Source organism: Tessaracoccus sp. OH4464_COT-324 (assembly GCF_003932855.1).
Taxonomy (GTDB): Bacteria; Actinomycetota; Actinomycetes; order Propionibacteriales; family Propionibacteriaceae; genus Arachnia.
Window position 1 is genome coordinate 1 of record NZ_RQYZ01000010.1, and the last position, 15,778, is coordinate 15,778.

The window sequence follows — 15,778 nt, forward strand, 5'->3', positions numbered from 1 at the left end:
GCTCTCCCGGTTTCGGGGCGGGCTCTCCCGGTTTCGGGGCGGGCTCTCCCGGTTTCGGGGCGGGCTCTCCCGGTTTCGGGGCAGGCTCTCCCGGTTTCGGGGCAGGCTCTCCCGGTTTCGGGGCAGGCTCTCCCGGCTTCGGGGCAGGCTCTCCCGGCTTCGGGGCAGGCTCCCCCGGCTTCGACGAATCCAATTGCTCCAACTCCGCCCGACCCTCAGGACCGACCGCCACGAGCAACTCGCCGGAGGCAGCGTCCACTGCGGCCGTCTGCGGGGCAGACACCTTGGCGTAGCCGAGACGCAACCGGTATAGGCCGGGCTTGGTGAACGCCCAGCCGACGTGAGCGTGCGTCGGATCCGGGATCAGGATCTCCCGAGGTTGCCCCTCCGCGCTGCCGAGCTTCACCGTCGGATCTCCCCCCAGGATTCCTTCCTGGAAGAGAACGACCCGCCCAGGTCCCGAAACATCCAGCAGCCGGAGCGTCAACCCGCCGGGTACCGCTGCGTAGTCGATCGAATCAGTGCTATAGCCGGGCCACACCAACCCCGGTTGCTGGCTAAAGGGCAACACCCAGGTTGGCTCCCCAACCGGAGCGAGGATGGCGTCCCAAGCCGGCCTCTCCAGCGCGCTGCGGCGCATCAATTTGGCCGCGTCTGGCACCCCAAGCGCCACCTCCTCGACGGCTCGATCCACCGACACCTTGTCATAGAGACGCGTGTCGTCCTTGACCACCATACGAAGCTCGCCATCCGCCAAACGGGCAGCAATATCGACATGACCGTCGTCGAGCAGCTTCCGTCCGCCCACCAGCGCACGGGGTTGGTCGCTGGGTGGTGGGGCCGGCTCGTCGCCAGGAGCGCCACCGCTTCCCGAGTCGTCCTCGTCTCCCGGCTTATCACCCGTGGCCCCACCTTCCGCCACAAGCGTTCCCTGTGCGGTGTAGGTTTCACCCGGTGTGTACGAGTCGGTGAGATCAATATCGATGCCCGCCATGTTCTTCACCAACGGATGCGGGCGCAGATGCAACACCACGGCTGAACCCTCCATCCATGAGTCCAGGTAGCCGATCAGCGACAGGGTCTTCTCACCCGTAGCGTTCACGGTGTGCCGAAGCGCGACGGACTTACGCTGACCGCCCTCGTAGGACGCCAGATCGACGCTGCCATGGAAAGCCCGCGAGAACTCAATCGTGATACGTTTGCTGTCCAGATTCTGTTCACCGGGCGCAACAGTGACCTGGGCCGTAATGTCACCGGGAATTGATCGCTCGGTTCCTGCAAACGCCGGGCTAGCCGCTGGTGTCTTGGGCGAAGGTTCACCTGCTTCAGTGGTGGTGCCGCCAGGAGACTTGCCGTCTGCGGCCAGCGTGGCCGACGTCCATAGCGTATCTTCGGATTCGTCCACCACCGTCACCTGATAGTTCCCCACCTCGGCGCTCAGCACCTCGGTGAAGGCTGCGACACCGCCCACCAACTCGACCTCGGCCAGATGGTAGCCATCGACGGTGAATTTGGCCCTGCCTTTAACGTCGCGCCCTAGATCGACGCTCAGTTCGTGCAACGCTCCCGTCGAAGGTTTGATTGAGAAGGTGGGCTGTTCAGCCTTCGATGCCGAACTACTAGTTTCCAGCACCATGTTCGGCTCGTTTCCGCCCACCTGCCAGCGCAATGTGTGGTCCTTACTGCTCAGCAGCTCTCCCGTCTTCGCGCGCGCGGTGGCCCGGTAGGTCAATTCGTAGCGCCCAGGCTTACCGAACACCGTGTAATTGTGGGTGTGCATACCTGGTGAGAGGATCGAGCTTCGGTAACGAGGATCGGAGGAGCTGAACATTCGTCCCGCGTGCCCTGGCGTCTCGTCATCACCGGGGGCCCAGGAGAACATCTCAACTCGTCCCGGCCCGTCGACTTTGACCAGGTCAAGCGTGAAAACCGCGTCTCGGAACTGCTCGACGGGGATGTCGGTATCGGCCCCGAACCCTGCCCAGATCGGCGCATTGCGCGGCCCAGCCACGGCCGGGCCCATGTACCAAGAGGTGTTGGCACCCAGGAAGTCAAGCTCCCGAGCCGTTGGACCAACCTCCAGCAGGTAGTGGCTCGGGCCGACTCTGCCAGTGCGGTGGCTCAGGTAATTGATGGTTTGGTCAACCGGGTAGGTGTTTCGCGAGAACTCCGACCGCAGATCGAACCGCCCATCAGTGAAGAATACCTTGGGCGAATCGACGTGCGCCGATTTGGCCACGACCAACTGAGTGTCCTCGGCGCCTGCGATGGAGACGCCAGAGAAACCCAGCCCAGCGACGAGCAACGTCGCCAACGTGGAACGCATTCGTTTGCTAAGCAGCATGCATGCTCTTTCTAGGTTAGTTCGATGCCGGGCGAACCCCGCAATGAAAACGACTATCATTAGTCTTATCATGTGGCGGGGTTCTGGGACAACCTAGAGACACCAAACAAAATCAGCCCCACCGCAACGGCGAAGGCCAGCGCACGGCTCAGGCGAGCAAGGCCTGCCCAGGTCCGTCACCCGGCGCCACTTCGCCCAACACCCAGGCGTCGATACCGCGGCCGGCTAGGCAAGCCAGCGCCCCCGGAACGGAGGAAACCGGCAGGATCGCCACCATGCCAACGCCCATGTTCAAAGTGGCGTCCACGTCCTCCTGTGTAAGCCCGCCGACCTGCTGCACCAGCTGGAAGATGGGCGCCGGCGTCCACGAGGCGCGGCTGAGCCGAGCAGTCAGCCCAGGCGGGATGACCCGGGCCAGGTTGTTGGCCAGACCTCCACCGGTGATGTGGCTGAAGGCGTGCACCTCCACCTCATCAATCAGCGCCAGAACATCCAATGCGTACACCTTCGTCGGCTCCAGCAGTTCCTCCCCCAGCGTGCGTCCCAGTTCCTCGACCGGGCGTTCCAGCGACCATCCAGCCTGTTCCAACAGCACGTGGCGCACCAGGGAATAACCGTTGGAGTGCAGGCCCGAAGAGGCTAGACCGACGACAACATCGCCAGCCACCACGCGATCCGCCCCCAAGATGCGCGACTTCTCCACTACTCCGGTCGTTGCCCCCGCGACGTCATACTCGCTAGGGCCCAGCAGGCCCGGATGCTCAGCAGTCTCGCCTCCGACGAGCGAGCAGCCTGCAGCGACGCAGGCCTGGGCTATACCCCCGACGATAGCGGCGATCCGCTCCGGCACCACTTTGCCGCAGGCTATGTAATCGGTGACGAACAGCGGCTCCGCTCCCGTGACCACTATGTCGTCAACCAACATCCCAACCAAGTCGAAGCCGATGGTGTCGTGCTTGTCCAGTGCCTGAGCGATGGCCACCTTGGTGCCCACACCGTCGGTTGAGCTGACCAGCACAGGGTGCGACATCTTTTTGAACGCGCTCGCGTCGAAGAACCCGGCGAAGCCGCCCAATCCACCCAGCACCTCCGGGCGGCTGCTGGCCGCTACCGAGGTCTTCATCAACTCCACAGCGCGATCACCCGCAGCGATGTCCACTCCGGCGCGGGCGTATGCGTTGGTCATTTGGTCTCCTTGGTGACGAGGTGGAGCAGACGCGCCTGCTCCGGCGGAATCGGGACAGGATATTCGCCGTCGAAGCAGGCCCGGCACAGGTTCTCACTCGGCTGGTTCGTCGCCGCAACTAGCTCGTTCAGCGAGACGTAGCCCAGCGAGTCGGCGCCGATCGAACGGCACACGTCCTCCACGCTCAGCCCGGGAGAGATCAACTCTGCCCTAGTCGCGAAGTCTATGCCATAGAAACAGGGCCACTCCACAGGCGGCGACGAGATGCGCACGTGCACCTCCTTCGCCCCGGCCTCCCGCAGCATCCTGACCAGCGCACGCTGTGTGTTGCCTCGCACGATCGAGTCATCAACGACGACGAGCCGCTTCCCCTCGATCACCTCGCGCAGCGGGTTCAATTTCAGCCGGATACCGAGCTGCCGGATGGTCTGCGAGGGCTGGATGAACGTCCGACCGACATAGGCGTTCTTCACCAACCCGAGCCCGAACTCGATGCCTGACTCCAGCGCATAACCAATGGCCGACGGGGTGCCAGAATCAGGCGTCGGGATCACCAGATCCGCCTCAACGGGGTGTTGGCGGGCCAAGCGACGTCCGATGTCGACTCGGGCAGCGTGGATCCCTCGCCCCGCGATCCGGGTGTCTGGGCGAGCCAAGTAGACGTACTCGAAAATGCAGCCCTTCGGTCTGGGCTCGGCGAAACGCATACTCCTGAGCCCGGCCCCGTCAATAGCGAGGAACTCCCCTGGCTCGATCTCGCGCACGAAAGAGGCGCCGACGATGTCCAGCGCAGCGGTTTCGCTGGCCACCACCCACCCCGACTGCAGGCGGCCGAGAACCAGCGGGCGGACGCCCTGCGGATCCCGCGCGGCATAGAGCGTCTGCTCGGTCATGAACACCAGTGAGAAAGCGCCGACGAGACGGGGCAGCACCGCGAGCGCGGTCTTCTCCAGCGGGAGATCGCTGTAGGACGCCAGCAGTGCCGTAACCAGCGCGGTGTCGGAAGTGGAGTCCATCCGCGCGTCCTTACGCGGCACATCGGCCTCCGGCGAACGCTCCTTCAGCCAATCGGTGAGCTCCGCAGTGTTGGTCAAGTTGCCGTTGTGGGCGAGTGCCAAGCCCGTGCCGTCGTCAAAGGATCGGAAAGTGGGCTGCGCATTGTTCCAGGTGGACGAGCCCGTGGTGGAGTAGCGAGTGTGCCCCACCGCCATCATGCCCGGCAGCGACTTCAAGGTGGACTCGTCGAACACTTGGGCCACGAGACCCATGTCCTTGTAAACCATGATCCTCTCGCCGGTGGACACCGCCATCCCAGCTGACTCCGTGCCCCGGTGCTGCAGCGCAAACAACCCGAAGTAGGCAAGCTGGGCCACATCCTCGTCGGGAGCCCAGACGCCAAATACCCCACACTCGTCACGCGGCAGCCGTTCGGTGAGGCATGGATCCAGGGTGAGTTGACCGTCAGGTTGAGCCACGATCTCATCCTAGCCCCCACAACCTTGAACACCTATCCCACGAAACAGATGCGCCATTGCCCCCGACAGCTGACCAAATTGGCAGCCGCCGGGGGCAATAGCTAGTTGCTCAGCCCTTAACACCTCCGGCCGTCAAGCCAGAAACGATGTACTTCTGCAAGAACATGAACAACAGGATCACCGGAATGGCAGCCAACACCGCACCCGCCGCGAACAGCGACCAGGGCGCGTTGCGGTCATCGGACGCCCACACGTACAGACCGACGGCCAGAGTGTAGTTCTCCGGACGCTGCAGTACCACGCGCGCGAGAATGAACTCGCCGTAGGTACCGACGAAGCTCAGCAGGCCCACGACCGCCAGGATCGGCGAGACCAGCCGCATGATGACGCCCCAGAAGATCTGTGCGTGCGTCGCCCCGTCGATCTTCGCGGCCTCGTCCAGCTCCTTCGGGATCGTATTGAAGAAGCCGTACATGAGGAACGTGTTGGCCCCCAGCGCCCCGCCCAGGTAGACGAAGATCAGGCCGAGATGCTCGCCCAACCCAATCACCGGGAAGATGTCCTTGAGCGTGAGCAGCAGGAGGAAGATCGCGACGACGGCCAGCATCTGCGGGAACATCTGGATGATCAGCAAGAAGGTGAGCCCACCGCGCCTTCCGCTGAATCGGAAGCGGCTGAACGCGTAGGCCGCCGACGCCGCCATCAGCACCGTTGCGATCGCGGTCACCGATGAGACGTACAGCGATTGCAGCATCCAGCGCGGGAAATCCGTCCCCATCAGCTTCGCGTAGTGCTCGCCCGTGAAGGCCCGGAACAGCTCGTTCGAGCCAGTCAGGGTGCCCGACGGGTTGACCGAGGCGGAGAACACGTAGAGCAGCGGCAGCACGCAGTAAACGATGAACAGTAGCGCGAAGATGTGCTTCCAGCCGACAGCCTTGAGCCACCGCCAGAAGCGGGTGCCCGTGGAGAGCCGGGTTTTGGAGGTAACTGTTGGAGCGCTCATCACATGATCTCCTCAAGCTTGCGGGTCTGGCGGAAGCCAAGCCACGAGACGATACCCACCACCACGAAGATGATGATCGACAGCGCGCTCGCCAGACCGTACTGCTTCTCGCTTTCGAAGGACATCGCGTAGACCATGGAGATGAGGATGTCGGTGGCGCCCACGTTGAACGGTGCCCCCGCGTAGTTCGGGCCACCGTCGGTCAGCATGTAGATCAGCGAGAAGTTGTTGAAGTTGAAGGCGAACGACGCGATCAGCAGCGGCGCCACGGAAACCATCAGCATCGGCAGCGTCACGTTGAAGAAACGACGAATCGGGCCAGCTCCGTCCATTACGCCGGCCTCGGTCAGCTCGCCCGGGATCGCTTGGAGCGCGCCCGTGCAGACCAGGAACATGTACGGGAACCCGAGCCACAGGTTCACCATCAGGATCGATACCTTCGCGAGGAACGGATCGCCCAGCCAGTTCACAGCCGCGCCGCCCAGCAGGGTCTCGTTGACGAAGCCGAACTGCCGGTTGAGCATGCCACGCCATACCAGCGCTGCCAGGAAACCCGGGAAAGCGTAGGGCAGGATGAACAGCGCCCGGTAGACCACCCGCCCCTTGACCCGCGGGTCGTTGAAGACCACGGCAATCAGCAGGCCCAGCGCGAACGTGGTGAGCACCGAGAGGATCGCGAAGGCGAACGTCCAGCCCAGAGAGCCGAGGAAATATCCCGCCGCGTCCGGGTTTGTGAACAAGAAGGAGAAGTTCTTCAACCCGACGATGACGCGCCAGCCCGGTTCCAGTTTCTTGCCGTTGTCGGCGACGTAGTTGCCGATCGAGTCGTCGGCCGAGTAGACCGTTCCTTCGACATCGGTGAACTTGTCTGCGGACTCGTCATAGGACAGCTGGGGCAGCGACTGGGTTGCCGTGGTGCCGTTTCGGGTGCGCAGCGATCCCTGCTCTGGGTCTTCGCTGATCGCCACCCTGAGCCCCAGCACTTCCTCCTGGCGCTGGGTGAGCTGCGGCAGGGTGAGGACCGTGTAGCCCTCTGCTGCGGTGACCCGGTCGCCCTCGACGGTGGCTCCGGTCAGCTCGGCTAGCGGCTGCTGGGCGGTTCCCGCCTGCGCCTTCCCGTCGCGCACCACCGCGAGGCCGAGTACGCCGTCGCGCTCGATGACGCTCACCGGGTAGGAATCGGTGGTGTCCACCTCAGAGGTCGCCAGGATCTGCTTGACGGCGGCAGCCTTGGTGTCGTTGTGTCCATCACCGTAGTTGGTGAATGCGACGAAACCCGTCATGCCCATCACGTAAACCTGATAGACAGCGAGGAAGATAAGACCGGGATACAGGTACTTCGCGGGGATCGCTCGACTGGAGAAGTAGACATAGTCAGCAATGACCAGACTGACCACAAGGAAGGACAGGATCGCCCATTCGCCGAGCGCGTAGGTGGCCATGACCCCGTACAGGCCCAAGGCGTTGACGAGCAGCATCAGAATAAGCTTCACGTAGAAGCCGGGCCTACTGATGTCTCTTGCATGTGAGAGTGGAGGCGTCTCCACTGACGACTTACTCATTTCTATCCATAACCGTTCTTGGAATGGGGGCGGGCTGACTCAGCGCAACCCGCCCCCATGATCACCGTGGATCAGAACTTCGCCTTGATGTTTTCCACCATCGCGGTCCAGGCAGCCGCCGGGTCTGCCGCGGTGCCGTTCAGGATCTGCATCTCGGTGTTGCCCCAGAACTCCCAGACGTAGCCCATCTCGGCGATGGCCGGCATCGGCTGGCCGGACTTGCCCGCTTCGTCGAAGCCCTTGATCAGCGGGTCATCGATGGCGGAGGCAGAGGCGGTCAGAGCGGGAGCACGGCCACCCATCTTGTACAGCAGGTCCTGGGCTTCCTTGGATGCGGCCAGGTCGAGGAACGAGTTAGCCAGCAGCGCGTTCTTGGAGTGCGCGGAGACAAAGATGCCCTGGACTCCGAGGAACGGCGCAGAGGACTGGGGGCCGGCAGCCGGGACGGGCAGAACGCTGATGTCCATACCAGCTTCCTTGAAAGCGGTAGTGTTCCAGGGCCCGGTGATCATGTAGGCGGACTTGCCGTCAAGGAAGAGCTGCTTGGCCTGGTCGGCACCGATGTCGGCGGACAGCACACCTTCCGCAGCAAGCTTCTTCAGGTAGTCGGCGAAAGCCTGGCCCTCGGGGCCGGCCATGCCGAGCTCGTTGGTGTACTCGCCGTTAGCCATCTTGAACACGGGGGCGCCGAACGAGGTCTGCAGCGGGTACAGGTGGTAGGCGTCACCCTGCGCCCCCTGCTGGATCAGCACCGGGTACTCGGAGCCTTGAATGGTCTTGCCCTGAGCGATCAACTCGTCGAAGGTGGCCGGGGTGTCCTGGGCCAACTTGTTGTTGCGCACCAAACCGATGTTCTCCATGGCGTAGGGCACGCCCCACACCTTGCCGTCGAGCGTCATAGCGGAGACGGCGGCCGGGTTGAAGTCGGCGGCCTTGGAAGCGAAGTCGACCGGCGAGATGACGCCGTTCTTGACCAGCTTGCCCACACCGTCGTGCGCGGTGATAACAAGATCCGGCCCCTGGCCGGTGGCCGCCTGGGCCACGAGGTCGTTGGCGATGTCGTCAACGGGCTTCTGCACGACGTCGAGTTTGAAGCCGTGTTTGCTGGCTAGCTCTTCGCCGAACTTCTTGAACATCGGGGCGCGGGTATCGTCGGCCCAGATCACGAGGCTACCGCCCTCCATCGCGGGGGCGGAGCTGGTCTGGCTGGCGGGGGACGACATCTTGTCATCCGGCGACGCGCTCGGGGTGGTGGAAGCGCCACCGCCGCTGCAGGCGGACAGCAGCACGCAGACGCCAGCTGCGAAAGCAACCATGCTCTTACGCATAGGGAATCTCCTTTGATCGTCGGGCCAGCTAGCTGGCCCTTTGGGACGCTCTTGCGCCCAACTACGTGGACCAACTCTAACCCCCCGGTAGTCCGCGTCGCAATGTGTCTTTCGGTAAGCTACGAAAGCGTTACAAGTCATTGCGCAACGGTTGCCGCAGCACTAAGGTTGGGGATCAACAAATCTTCGGAGGACCAATGGCGATCACGACGACTCTGGCAGACATTGCCGCTGCCGCGGGGGTTTCGACCGCAACCGTTTCCCGGGTGATGAACCGCAAACCTGGCGTCCGCAGCTCCACCCGTGAGGCCGTACTACGCGCTTTGGAGCAAGCCGAGTACGAGGTGCCCACGCAGCTGACGAGAAATCTCGTCGCCGTGCTGGTTCCCGAACTGTCCAACCCATCCTTTCCCCAATACGCGCAAGAACTCACCCAGTTGCTCTTCGCCGCGGGATACGCGGCAATCGTCTGCCCCGCAGGCCAAGGCGGATCGTCCGAAGCCCAATACTTGGACACGTTGCTCGACTCGGACGTCTGCGGGATCATCTCCGTCTCCGGCGCCTCGGCCGACGCCCTCGCCTCCAAGGTGCCCTACGAACGCCTGCTCGACTCCCGAATACCCTCAGTGTTCATTAACGGCTCGCCCGAAGGGATAGCAGCCCCCTTCTTCTGCGCCGACGATGCAGTCGGAGTGCAGCTCGCCGTCGAGCACCTGCGCAACCTCGGCCACGAACACATCGGCCTGGCTGTCGGGCAGCCACGCTTCCTGCCCACCAGACGCAAGACCGCCGCCTTCCTGGCGCTCGGCTTCGACGAACAACGCGACGTCGTGAGCACCGAGTACACCGCCGACGGCGGCGCCCGGGCCGGACGCCGCCTGCTCGCGAACGGGCACACCGCGATCGTCGCAGGCTCCGACGTAATGGCAATGGGCGCGATCCAGGATGCCCAGGCGCAAGGCCTGAACGTTCCGGGCGACTTCAGCGTCGTCGGCTACGATGACTCCCCCATCACCCGGCTCACCCAACTGACCACCGTGCGCCAGCCGGTGAACCCCATCAGCGAGGCCGCAGTCGCGACCCTGCTGAACATCATCCGCGGTGAAGAGGTAGCGGCAGGTGAACTCCTCTTCGCCCCCGACCTCACCATTCGAGCAACGACAGGACGACCATGACACCAAGCTGGTGGCGCGACGCCGTCATCTACCAGATCTACCCCCGCTCCTTCGCCGACTCCGACGGCGACGGCTACGGCGACATCCGGGGCATCATCTCCCGCCTAGATCACGTGCGCGATTTGGGCGTCGACGCGGTGTGGCTATCCCCCTTCTACCGTTCCCCCATGCGCGACGCCGGCTACGACGTGGCGGATTACCGCGACATCGATCCCCTGTTTGGTGACCTCGCCGACGCGGAGGCCCTGATCGCGGCCTGCCACGAGCGTGGGCTGCGGATCATCGTGGACCTCGTGCCCAACCACACCAGCAGCGACCACGTCTGGTTCCAGGAAGCACTCGCCGCCGGTCCCGGCTCTCCCGAGCGCTCGCGCTACCACTTCCGCGACGGCCGCGGGCCCGCCGGCGAGTTGCCGCCCAACAACTGGACCTCGATCTTCGGCGGCAAGGGCTGGACCCGGCTCGTTGACGCCGACGGCCACCCCGAACAGTGGTATCTCCACATCTTCGACGTCACCCAGCCCGACCTGAACTGGGACAACGAGGATGTGCGCGCCGAGTTCGACGATATCCTGCGCTTCTGGTGTGACCGCGGCGTCGATGGTTTCCGCGTTGACGTGGCGCACTCCCTGGTCAAGGCGCCCGGCCTGCCCGACGAGACCGAGGAATACCGGCTGCTCAGCGGCTCCCCCAGCCCCAAGTGGGACCAGGACGGGGTGCACGACGTGTACCGCCGTTGGCGCCGGGTCCTCGACGGCTACGGCGAACGCATCCTCGTGGCCGAGGCCTGGGTGGACAGCCCCGAGCGCCTGGCCAGGTATCTGCGCCCCGACGAGATGCACACCGCGTTCAACTTCGACTTCCTCACCAGCAGCTGGTCTGCCAGCGAGTACCGCAAGCGGATCGCCGCATCGCTGGCCGCCGACGGCGCGGTGGGCGCGCCCACAACCTGGGTACTCTCCAACCACGACACCGTACGCCACGTGTCACGCCTGGGCCGCGCGGAGAACCCCGGCGCCCACGTCGAAGGAATCGGCCCCGACGACCCGCAGCCCGACTACGAGCTGGGGCTGCGCCGCGCTCGCGCTGCGACGACGATGGAACTCGCGCTGCCCGGGTCGGTGTACCTGTACCAGGGCGAGGAACTTGGCCTACCCGACCACACGTCGCTGCCGCACGAGTACCGCCAGGACCCGGCTTGGTTTCAGTCGAACCACGAACAGGTAGGTCGCGACGGGTGCCGCGTACCGCTGCCTTGGGAAGCCGACTCCCCCGCCCTGGGCTTCTCCCCGACGGGCGCGACGTGGCTACCGCAGCCGGAGCGTTACCGCGAACTCGCGGCGGATCGGCAGTCCGGAGTCGAGGGCTCCACGCTGGAGCTGTACCGTCTCCTGATCCGTCTGCGGCGAGAGCTCGGCCTGGGCAGCGGCGAGTTGCGCTGGCTCGATGGCTACCCCGACGGGGTGGTCGCCTTCACGAACGCGGGCGTCACGGTACTGACCAACGTCTCCGCCGATGACGTGGCACTGCCTGCGGGCGAGGTGCTGGCCGCCAGCGAGCCCCTCCACGGGGTGCTCCCCGCCGGCGCCGCATGCTGGCTGCGCTGAAAGCCGAAGGAGGGGCCGTCCCTGAGGAGCGGCCCCTCCTTCTTCCGTCCGATATCGCTCAGGTCACCGGGGGCGGACGGAGAAGGCGAAGTCCGCAGTGGACTTAGACGTCACCATCGGCGGGTGCAGGTCGCGCATCCTGAACCGCTGTCGCCGGCGCACTAGCAGGACCGACACCGCCGTCGAGGCTACGAAGATCGCGCCCAACACGCCGATGCACATCCAGTAGGTGCTCAGCTGTCCACCGGAGATGGCCACCCGGAACGCAGTCACCGAATACCACATGGGTGAGACCGGCGCGAGCGCCCGGAAGAAGGGCCCGAGCATCGTCACGGGGAACACGCCCCCGCAGGCGGCCAGCTGCAGAACAAGCCACACCAGGAAGATGGCTGTCTGTGGCGAGCCGGCAGCGATCCGTACGGCGTAGGCCAAGGCGATGAAGCTGAGCGACGCGACGGTGAGCAGCAGCAGGTACAGCCACGGGTGAACCGGATCAATGCCGAGCAGCGGCCACAACCCCAGTCCCATCGCGAGCGCACCCACCAGGCTGACCGCGGCTAGCGGCCCGAGACCGGTCGCAGCGATCCTGAGCGGATTGCCCCGGCCGGTCAGCGCGCGCCCGGAGATGGTGCGCACCACGAGGAAAGCCGAAACCGTGACAATCCACAACGCGATCGAAAAGAACATCGGAGCCAGTCCGCGACCGTAGTACTTGGCGTCGTGGTCCACCACCTGCTCGAACTCGACGGGCGAACTCATCGTTACGGCAAGGCTCTGCTGCTCCGCGTCGGTCAGGTCGGGCAGGCGCTTGGCTCCCTCGTCCAGGCCCTCGGCCAGCTTGTGCGCTCCCTCGGCGAGCTGCGGCATGGCCGTGTTCAGAGTTCCGATGGCGTCGGACAGCTTGAGCGCGCCGTCCAGGGCCTGCGGCGCGGCTGCCGCCAGCTCACGGGCGCCCCCGGTGAGGGACCGTAGCGCGTCACGCACGTCTGTGAGGGAGCCGTCCACCTGCTTGGTGCCCTCGCTGATCCGCTCCACGCCGCCTGCGGCAGCTTCCGCCGAGGTCCGCGCGTTGTCGAGCGCGGCCGTGGCGCCACGCGCCGCGCCCTCGACGTCCACGCTGTCCAGCTGAGCCTTGATGGCGCTGGCAGAACTTTCCACCGCAGCAATCCTCTCCGCAAGCTGGTCGAGGATGCGGCGATCCTCCGCCAACTCGTTCAGCAGGTCTTGCACGTTCGGATCCTCCGCCAGCTCGGGGTGGGTCGCGAGCAGCGCCTGCCCGGCTCGACTCGCCTGGTTGCTGTGGTGGCGGTGCTTGATGAGCAGCCCGGTCTCTCCGCCGGTGATAAGTGCGTGATCCGCCACTAGCTGCTGGGCCTGCTGCCGGGCTGCGGGAATGGTCTCCAGCGAGTGCGTGGCCAGCTGACTCACGTAGCCGGCGGCGGTGCGCACCTCACCCACGGCGCTGGCGGTGTTCACGCCGATGGTGAGCGCACCGTCGCGCACCTTCCCCATGCCCTCCCCAGCTTGGTCGATCGCTCCCTCGACCTTGGTGAGGTTCTCCTCGACCCCGGCGAGCCCGCCCTTCGCGGCAGCCACGCGCTCCGCTGCGCCGGTTACCTCGTCGTGCAGCAGGGCTACCCCGGAGGTCACCTTGTCGAGACCGTCGGAAAGGTGACCAGCTCCCGTGGCGGCGCCCACCATGCCGTTCTTGATCTGGTCGAGGGAGCCGAAGAGCGCCCGGAAGTAGGCGTCGGCCACGCTGGCGTCGAGGGTTTTAGCGAGCGCATCCTCCGCTTTTCCGGTCAGGGTGCCGATGATGAAGCCGTTGGCGTCGTCGCGATGCAAGATGAGCTTGGCCCTCCTTGGGTCGTAGTTGCCGACGCTGGTCAGGTTTGCGGAGAAGTCCTCGGGCACGGTGATGGTCATGAAGTATTCGCCGTCGGCCAGGCCGCTCGCTGCTTCATCATCGTCGTCGAGGAACACCCAGTCGAAGACCGGACGGTCCTTAAGCGCCTGTACGAACTGCTCGCCTCCGCGGACCTCTACCGACTCGAACTTGGCGGGCCGATCGTGATTGACTACCGCCACCCGCACCTGGTCGATGTTGTCGTAGAGGTCCCAGTTAGCGGCCAGGTAGATACCGCCATAGAGGCTCGGAACCAGCAGGATGAAGACCAGCGCCACCCGACTCAGACCCTTGAACCTGCGGAACTCGTAGCGCAGGAAATGACTGATCGCACTCAACTCCGGCTCCCTTCTTCGGCGTCTGCGGCAGCATTCGAGTTGCGCAGGGCGTCACGGATCACTTCCGGATCAACGCTGATGGGCTGGTCGGAGACCTCGACGACGGTGCGGGCGCGGTCGATCAGCACGGTCGAGGCGGAGCGCAGGTTAGGCAGCCGCACGATGGTGGTGCCGGCGGGCGCGGCGTCGGCGTCATTCACGGTGGCGACGACGACGGCATCCTGAGTGCGGGCGATGTGGTCGAGCAGCTGGTAGAGCACCGGCTGCTGCGCCGTGGGCACCAGGGCGTCGGCATCGTCGAGCGCGACGACGCATGCTTCGCGAATGAGGGCCAGGCAAACTGCAGCCACGGCGCGCTCCAGCGGGGTAAAGGTCTCCATCTCAATGGCACGGTCGAAGCGAATGCCCAACACGTTCTCCAACTCGGTGAATCTAGCCAAACCTCGCTTAGGTCGGATGCCCTCCAGGAAACAGCGCTCGTAGATCGATTCCCGCAGCGTGAGTCGGTCCTCCGGCACCACGTAATTGCCGAGCCGGGCGACACTGGTGATCTGCATCGCTCTGCGCGGCGAGTCTATGGCGTCAACGCCGCCAATCAGGAGGGAACCGCTGACGCCACGCATGCGGCCGGTGAGGGCGAGCAGCAGGCTGGACTTTCCGGTGCCTTCTTCGCCTTCCACGAGGCACAGGCCCGGATTGAGTTCGAGGTCAAGCGGTCCGAATACGCGGCCGAGGCTGGCTTCGGCTTCCAGCCGGTGTACGGTCAGGAGTGCGGTCATGACAGCAGCCCCCTCATTGAGAGACCGATGATCTCTGCCACGTCCTCGATACTGAAAATCTCGGGAGCGGCCACGCGGTCCCTGGCGAAGGTTCCGAGCAGCGCGAGCCCGCCCAGCACTGCCCTGCGCAGCTGGTGCGCAGGCAGGTGGCCGGTGGCCGGGTGCTGAGCGAGGGCGTCGGTGACTCGGCCGGTCCAGGTGGCGAGCAGCCGGGTGTAGGTGGGGCGCACCTCCGGCTCGCGGGCTGCCAGGGCCCGGAGCTCGGTGAACAGTGACTGCTCGGCGGGCAGGGCGAGCACCCCCTGGACGAGCACGCCGGACAAGGCCCGGGCGACGTCCCCATCGGTGGCCTCGTCCAAGGCGGCCATCAGCTCGGCATGGAGAGATTCGAAGAAGGTCTCCACTCGTGTCGCACACACCGCCGCGTACAGCTCAGGCTTTGAGGCGAAGTTGGAATATACCGCGCCCTTCGTGAACCCGGCTTCGTCGCTGATCATCTTCAGGCTCGCGCCCTCGTAACCGTGCTCGGTGAAGATCTTGTCCGCTGCGGCCACCAGCTTGCGCTGAACGTCGCTGCGGGCGGGTCTGCTTACCATAATCACTCCAATACCATCGGTCTTGAATACCGATGGTACTCAATCTCGACGGCATCGCCTAATCGGTCGCTCACCGGACCTGACGATTTCGTGCCAATCCCGCACCCACCACTGACGAACCTCGGCTATTCGTGTATGAATAGATGTGTTGGTTCGTGTATCTTGCAGTGTTGCGATGCGCGAGTTGGGACGATTGAAAGGAAACCGGCGTTGACTGAGATCACCGTCCCAGTTGGTTCGACCATTGGCCTGCACGCGCGCCCTGCCCGATTGATCGCCCAAGCTGCGCAGACCTTCGACGCGCAGATCATGCTCTCCTACAACGGCCACAGCGTCATCGCCATCTCCCCGCTCATGATCATGTCCCTCGGAGCTGAGCACGGAGCCGAGGTCACCGTTTCCAGCGACGACGAGGCCGCAACCCGGGCGATCGCGGATCTCATCGCTCAGGACCTAGACGAGGCCTGAACCGGCCCCGC

At 64.7% G+C, this 15,778-nt stretch carries 12 protein-coding genes; 3 read left to right on the forward strand and 9 right to left on the reverse strand.

Going from position 1 to position 15,778, the window contains the following annotated elements; genetic code table 11:
* From EII42_RS07030 to EII42_RS07055, 6 genes are all read right to left on the reverse strand, one after another.
* Positions 1-2,344 (reverse strand): choice-of-anchor M domain-containing protein (locus tag EII42_RS07030; protein WP_199729821.1); only part of this gene is annotated, 2,344 nt, incomplete at its 3' end.
* Positions 2,345-2,492: 148 nt separating this feature from the next.
* Complete coding sequence (gene purM, locus EII42_RS07035; protein ID WP_125171413.1) at positions 2,493-3,530, reverse strand: phosphoribosylformylglycinamidine cyclo-ligase; 1,038 nt, start codon at positions 3,528-3,530, stop codon at positions 2,493-2,495.
* The gene (gene purF / locus EII42_RS07040; RefSeq protein ID WP_125171414.1) at positions 3,527-5,005 is read right to left on the reverse strand and encodes an amidophosphoribosyltransferase; all 1,479 of its coding nucleotides are present in this window, start codon (positions 5,003-5,005) and stop codon (positions 3,527-3,529) included. Before purF ends, purM begins: the two co-directional genes overlap by 4 nt.
* Positions 5,006-5,114: 109 nt before the next feature.
* Positions 5,115-6,008: a sugar ABC transporter permease gene (locus tag EII42_RS07045; protein ID WP_125171415.1), complete on the reverse strand. Its 894-nt coding sequence runs from the start codon at positions 6,006-6,008 to the stop codon at positions 5,115-5,117.
* Complete coding sequence (locus EII42_RS07050) at positions 6,008-7,570, reverse strand: ABC transporter permease subunit (RefSeq protein ID WP_125171416.1); 1,563 nt, start codon at positions 7,568-7,570, stop codon at positions 6,008-6,010. The genes EII42_RS07045 and EII42_RS07050 overlap by 1 nt, the downstream gene beginning before the upstream one ends.
* A gap of 71 nt (positions 7,571-7,641) precedes the next feature.
* On the reverse strand, positions 7,642-8,898 hold the full coding sequence (locus tag EII42_RS07055) for a maltose ABC transporter substrate-binding protein (RefSeq protein ID WP_125171417.1): 1,257 nt from the start codon (positions 8,896-8,898) through the stop codon (positions 7,642-7,644).
* A gap of 197 nt (positions 8,899-9,095) precedes the next feature.
* On the opposite strand from EII42_RS07055, the gene EII42_RS07060 reads away from it, so the two are divergent.
* Positions 9,096-10,073, forward strand: a complete 978-nt coding sequence (locus EII42_RS07060; protein WP_125171418.1) for a LacI family DNA-binding transcriptional regulator — start codon at positions 9,096-9,098, stop codon at positions 10,071-10,073.
* Complete coding sequence (locus EII42_RS07065; RefSeq protein ID WP_125171419.1) at positions 10,070-11,680, forward strand: glycoside hydrolase family 13 protein; 1,611 nt, start codon at positions 10,070-10,072, stop codon at positions 11,678-11,680. Before EII42_RS07060 ends, EII42_RS07065 begins: the two co-directional genes overlap by 4 nt.
* Before the next feature lie 63 nt (positions 11,681-11,743).
* Here EII42_RS07065 and EII42_RS07070 read toward each other — a convergent pair whose 3' ends face one another.
* Genes EII42_RS07070 through EII42_RS07080 form a run of 3 tightly spaced genes read right to left on the reverse strand, consistent with a single transcriptional unit; the run spans position 11,744 to position 15,299 of the window.
* Complete coding sequence (locus tag EII42_RS07070; protein ID WP_125171420.1) at positions 11,744-13,924, reverse strand: YhgE/Pip domain-containing protein; 2,181 nt, start codon at positions 13,922-13,924, stop codon at positions 11,744-11,746.
* The gene (locus EII42_RS07075; RefSeq protein WP_125171421.1) at positions 13,921-14,703 is read right to left on the reverse strand and encodes an ATP-binding cassette domain-containing protein; all 783 of its coding nucleotides are present in this window, start codon (positions 14,701-14,703) and stop codon (positions 13,921-13,923) included. Before EII42_RS07075 ends, EII42_RS07070 begins: the two co-directional genes overlap by 4 nt.
* Positions 14,700-15,299: a TetR/AcrR family transcriptional regulator gene (locus tag EII42_RS07080; RefSeq protein WP_125171422.1), complete on the reverse strand. Its 600-nt coding sequence runs from the start codon at positions 15,297-15,299 to the stop codon at positions 14,700-14,702. The genes EII42_RS07075 and EII42_RS07080 overlap by 4 nt, the downstream gene beginning before the upstream one ends.
* Before the next feature lie 210 nt (positions 15,300-15,509).
* On the opposite strand from EII42_RS07080, the gene EII42_RS07085 reads away from it, so the two are divergent.
* Positions 15,510-15,767, forward strand: a complete 258-nt coding sequence (locus tag EII42_RS07085; protein WP_125171423.1) for an HPr family phosphocarrier protein — start codon at positions 15,510-15,512, stop codon at positions 15,765-15,767.
* Positions 15,768-15,778: the final 11 nt, after the last annotated feature.

What these genes read in the sequence shown, in the direction of transcription:
- EII42_RS07060 (WP_125171418.1), top strand. Translation starts at nt 9,096, where the DNA reads ATGGCGATCACGACGACTCTGGCAGACATTGCCGCTGCCGCGGGGGTT.
- EII42_RS07080 (WP_125171422.1), bottom strand. Translation starts at nt 15,299, where the DNA reads ATGGTAAGCAGACCCGCCCGCAGCGACGTTCAGCGCAAGCTGGTGGCC.
- EII42_RS07065 (WP_125171419.1), top strand. Translation starts at nt 10,070, where the DNA reads ATGACACCAAGCTGGTGGCGCGACGCCGTCATCTACCAGATCTACCCC.
- EII42_RS07055 (WP_125171417.1), bottom strand. Translation starts at nt 8,898, where the DNA reads ATGCGTAAGAGCATGGTTGCTTTCGCAGCTGGCGTCTGCGTGCTGCTG.
- EII42_RS07050 (WP_125171416.1), bottom strand. Translation starts at nt 7,570, where the DNA reads ATGAGTAAGTCGTCAGTGGAGACGCCTCCACTCTCACATGCAAGAGAC.
- EII42_RS07045 (WP_125171415.1), bottom strand. Translation starts at nt 6,008, where the DNA reads ATGAGCGCTCCAACAGTTACCTCCAAAACCCGGCTCTCCACGGGCACC.
- EII42_RS07075 (WP_125171421.1), bottom strand. Translation starts at nt 14,703, where the DNA reads ATGACCGCACTCCTGACCGTACACCGGCTGGAAGCCGAAGCCAGCCTC.
- purM (WP_125171413.1), bottom strand. Translation starts at nt 3,530, where the DNA reads ATGACCAACGCATACGCCCGCGCCGGAGTGGACATCGCTGCGGGTGAT.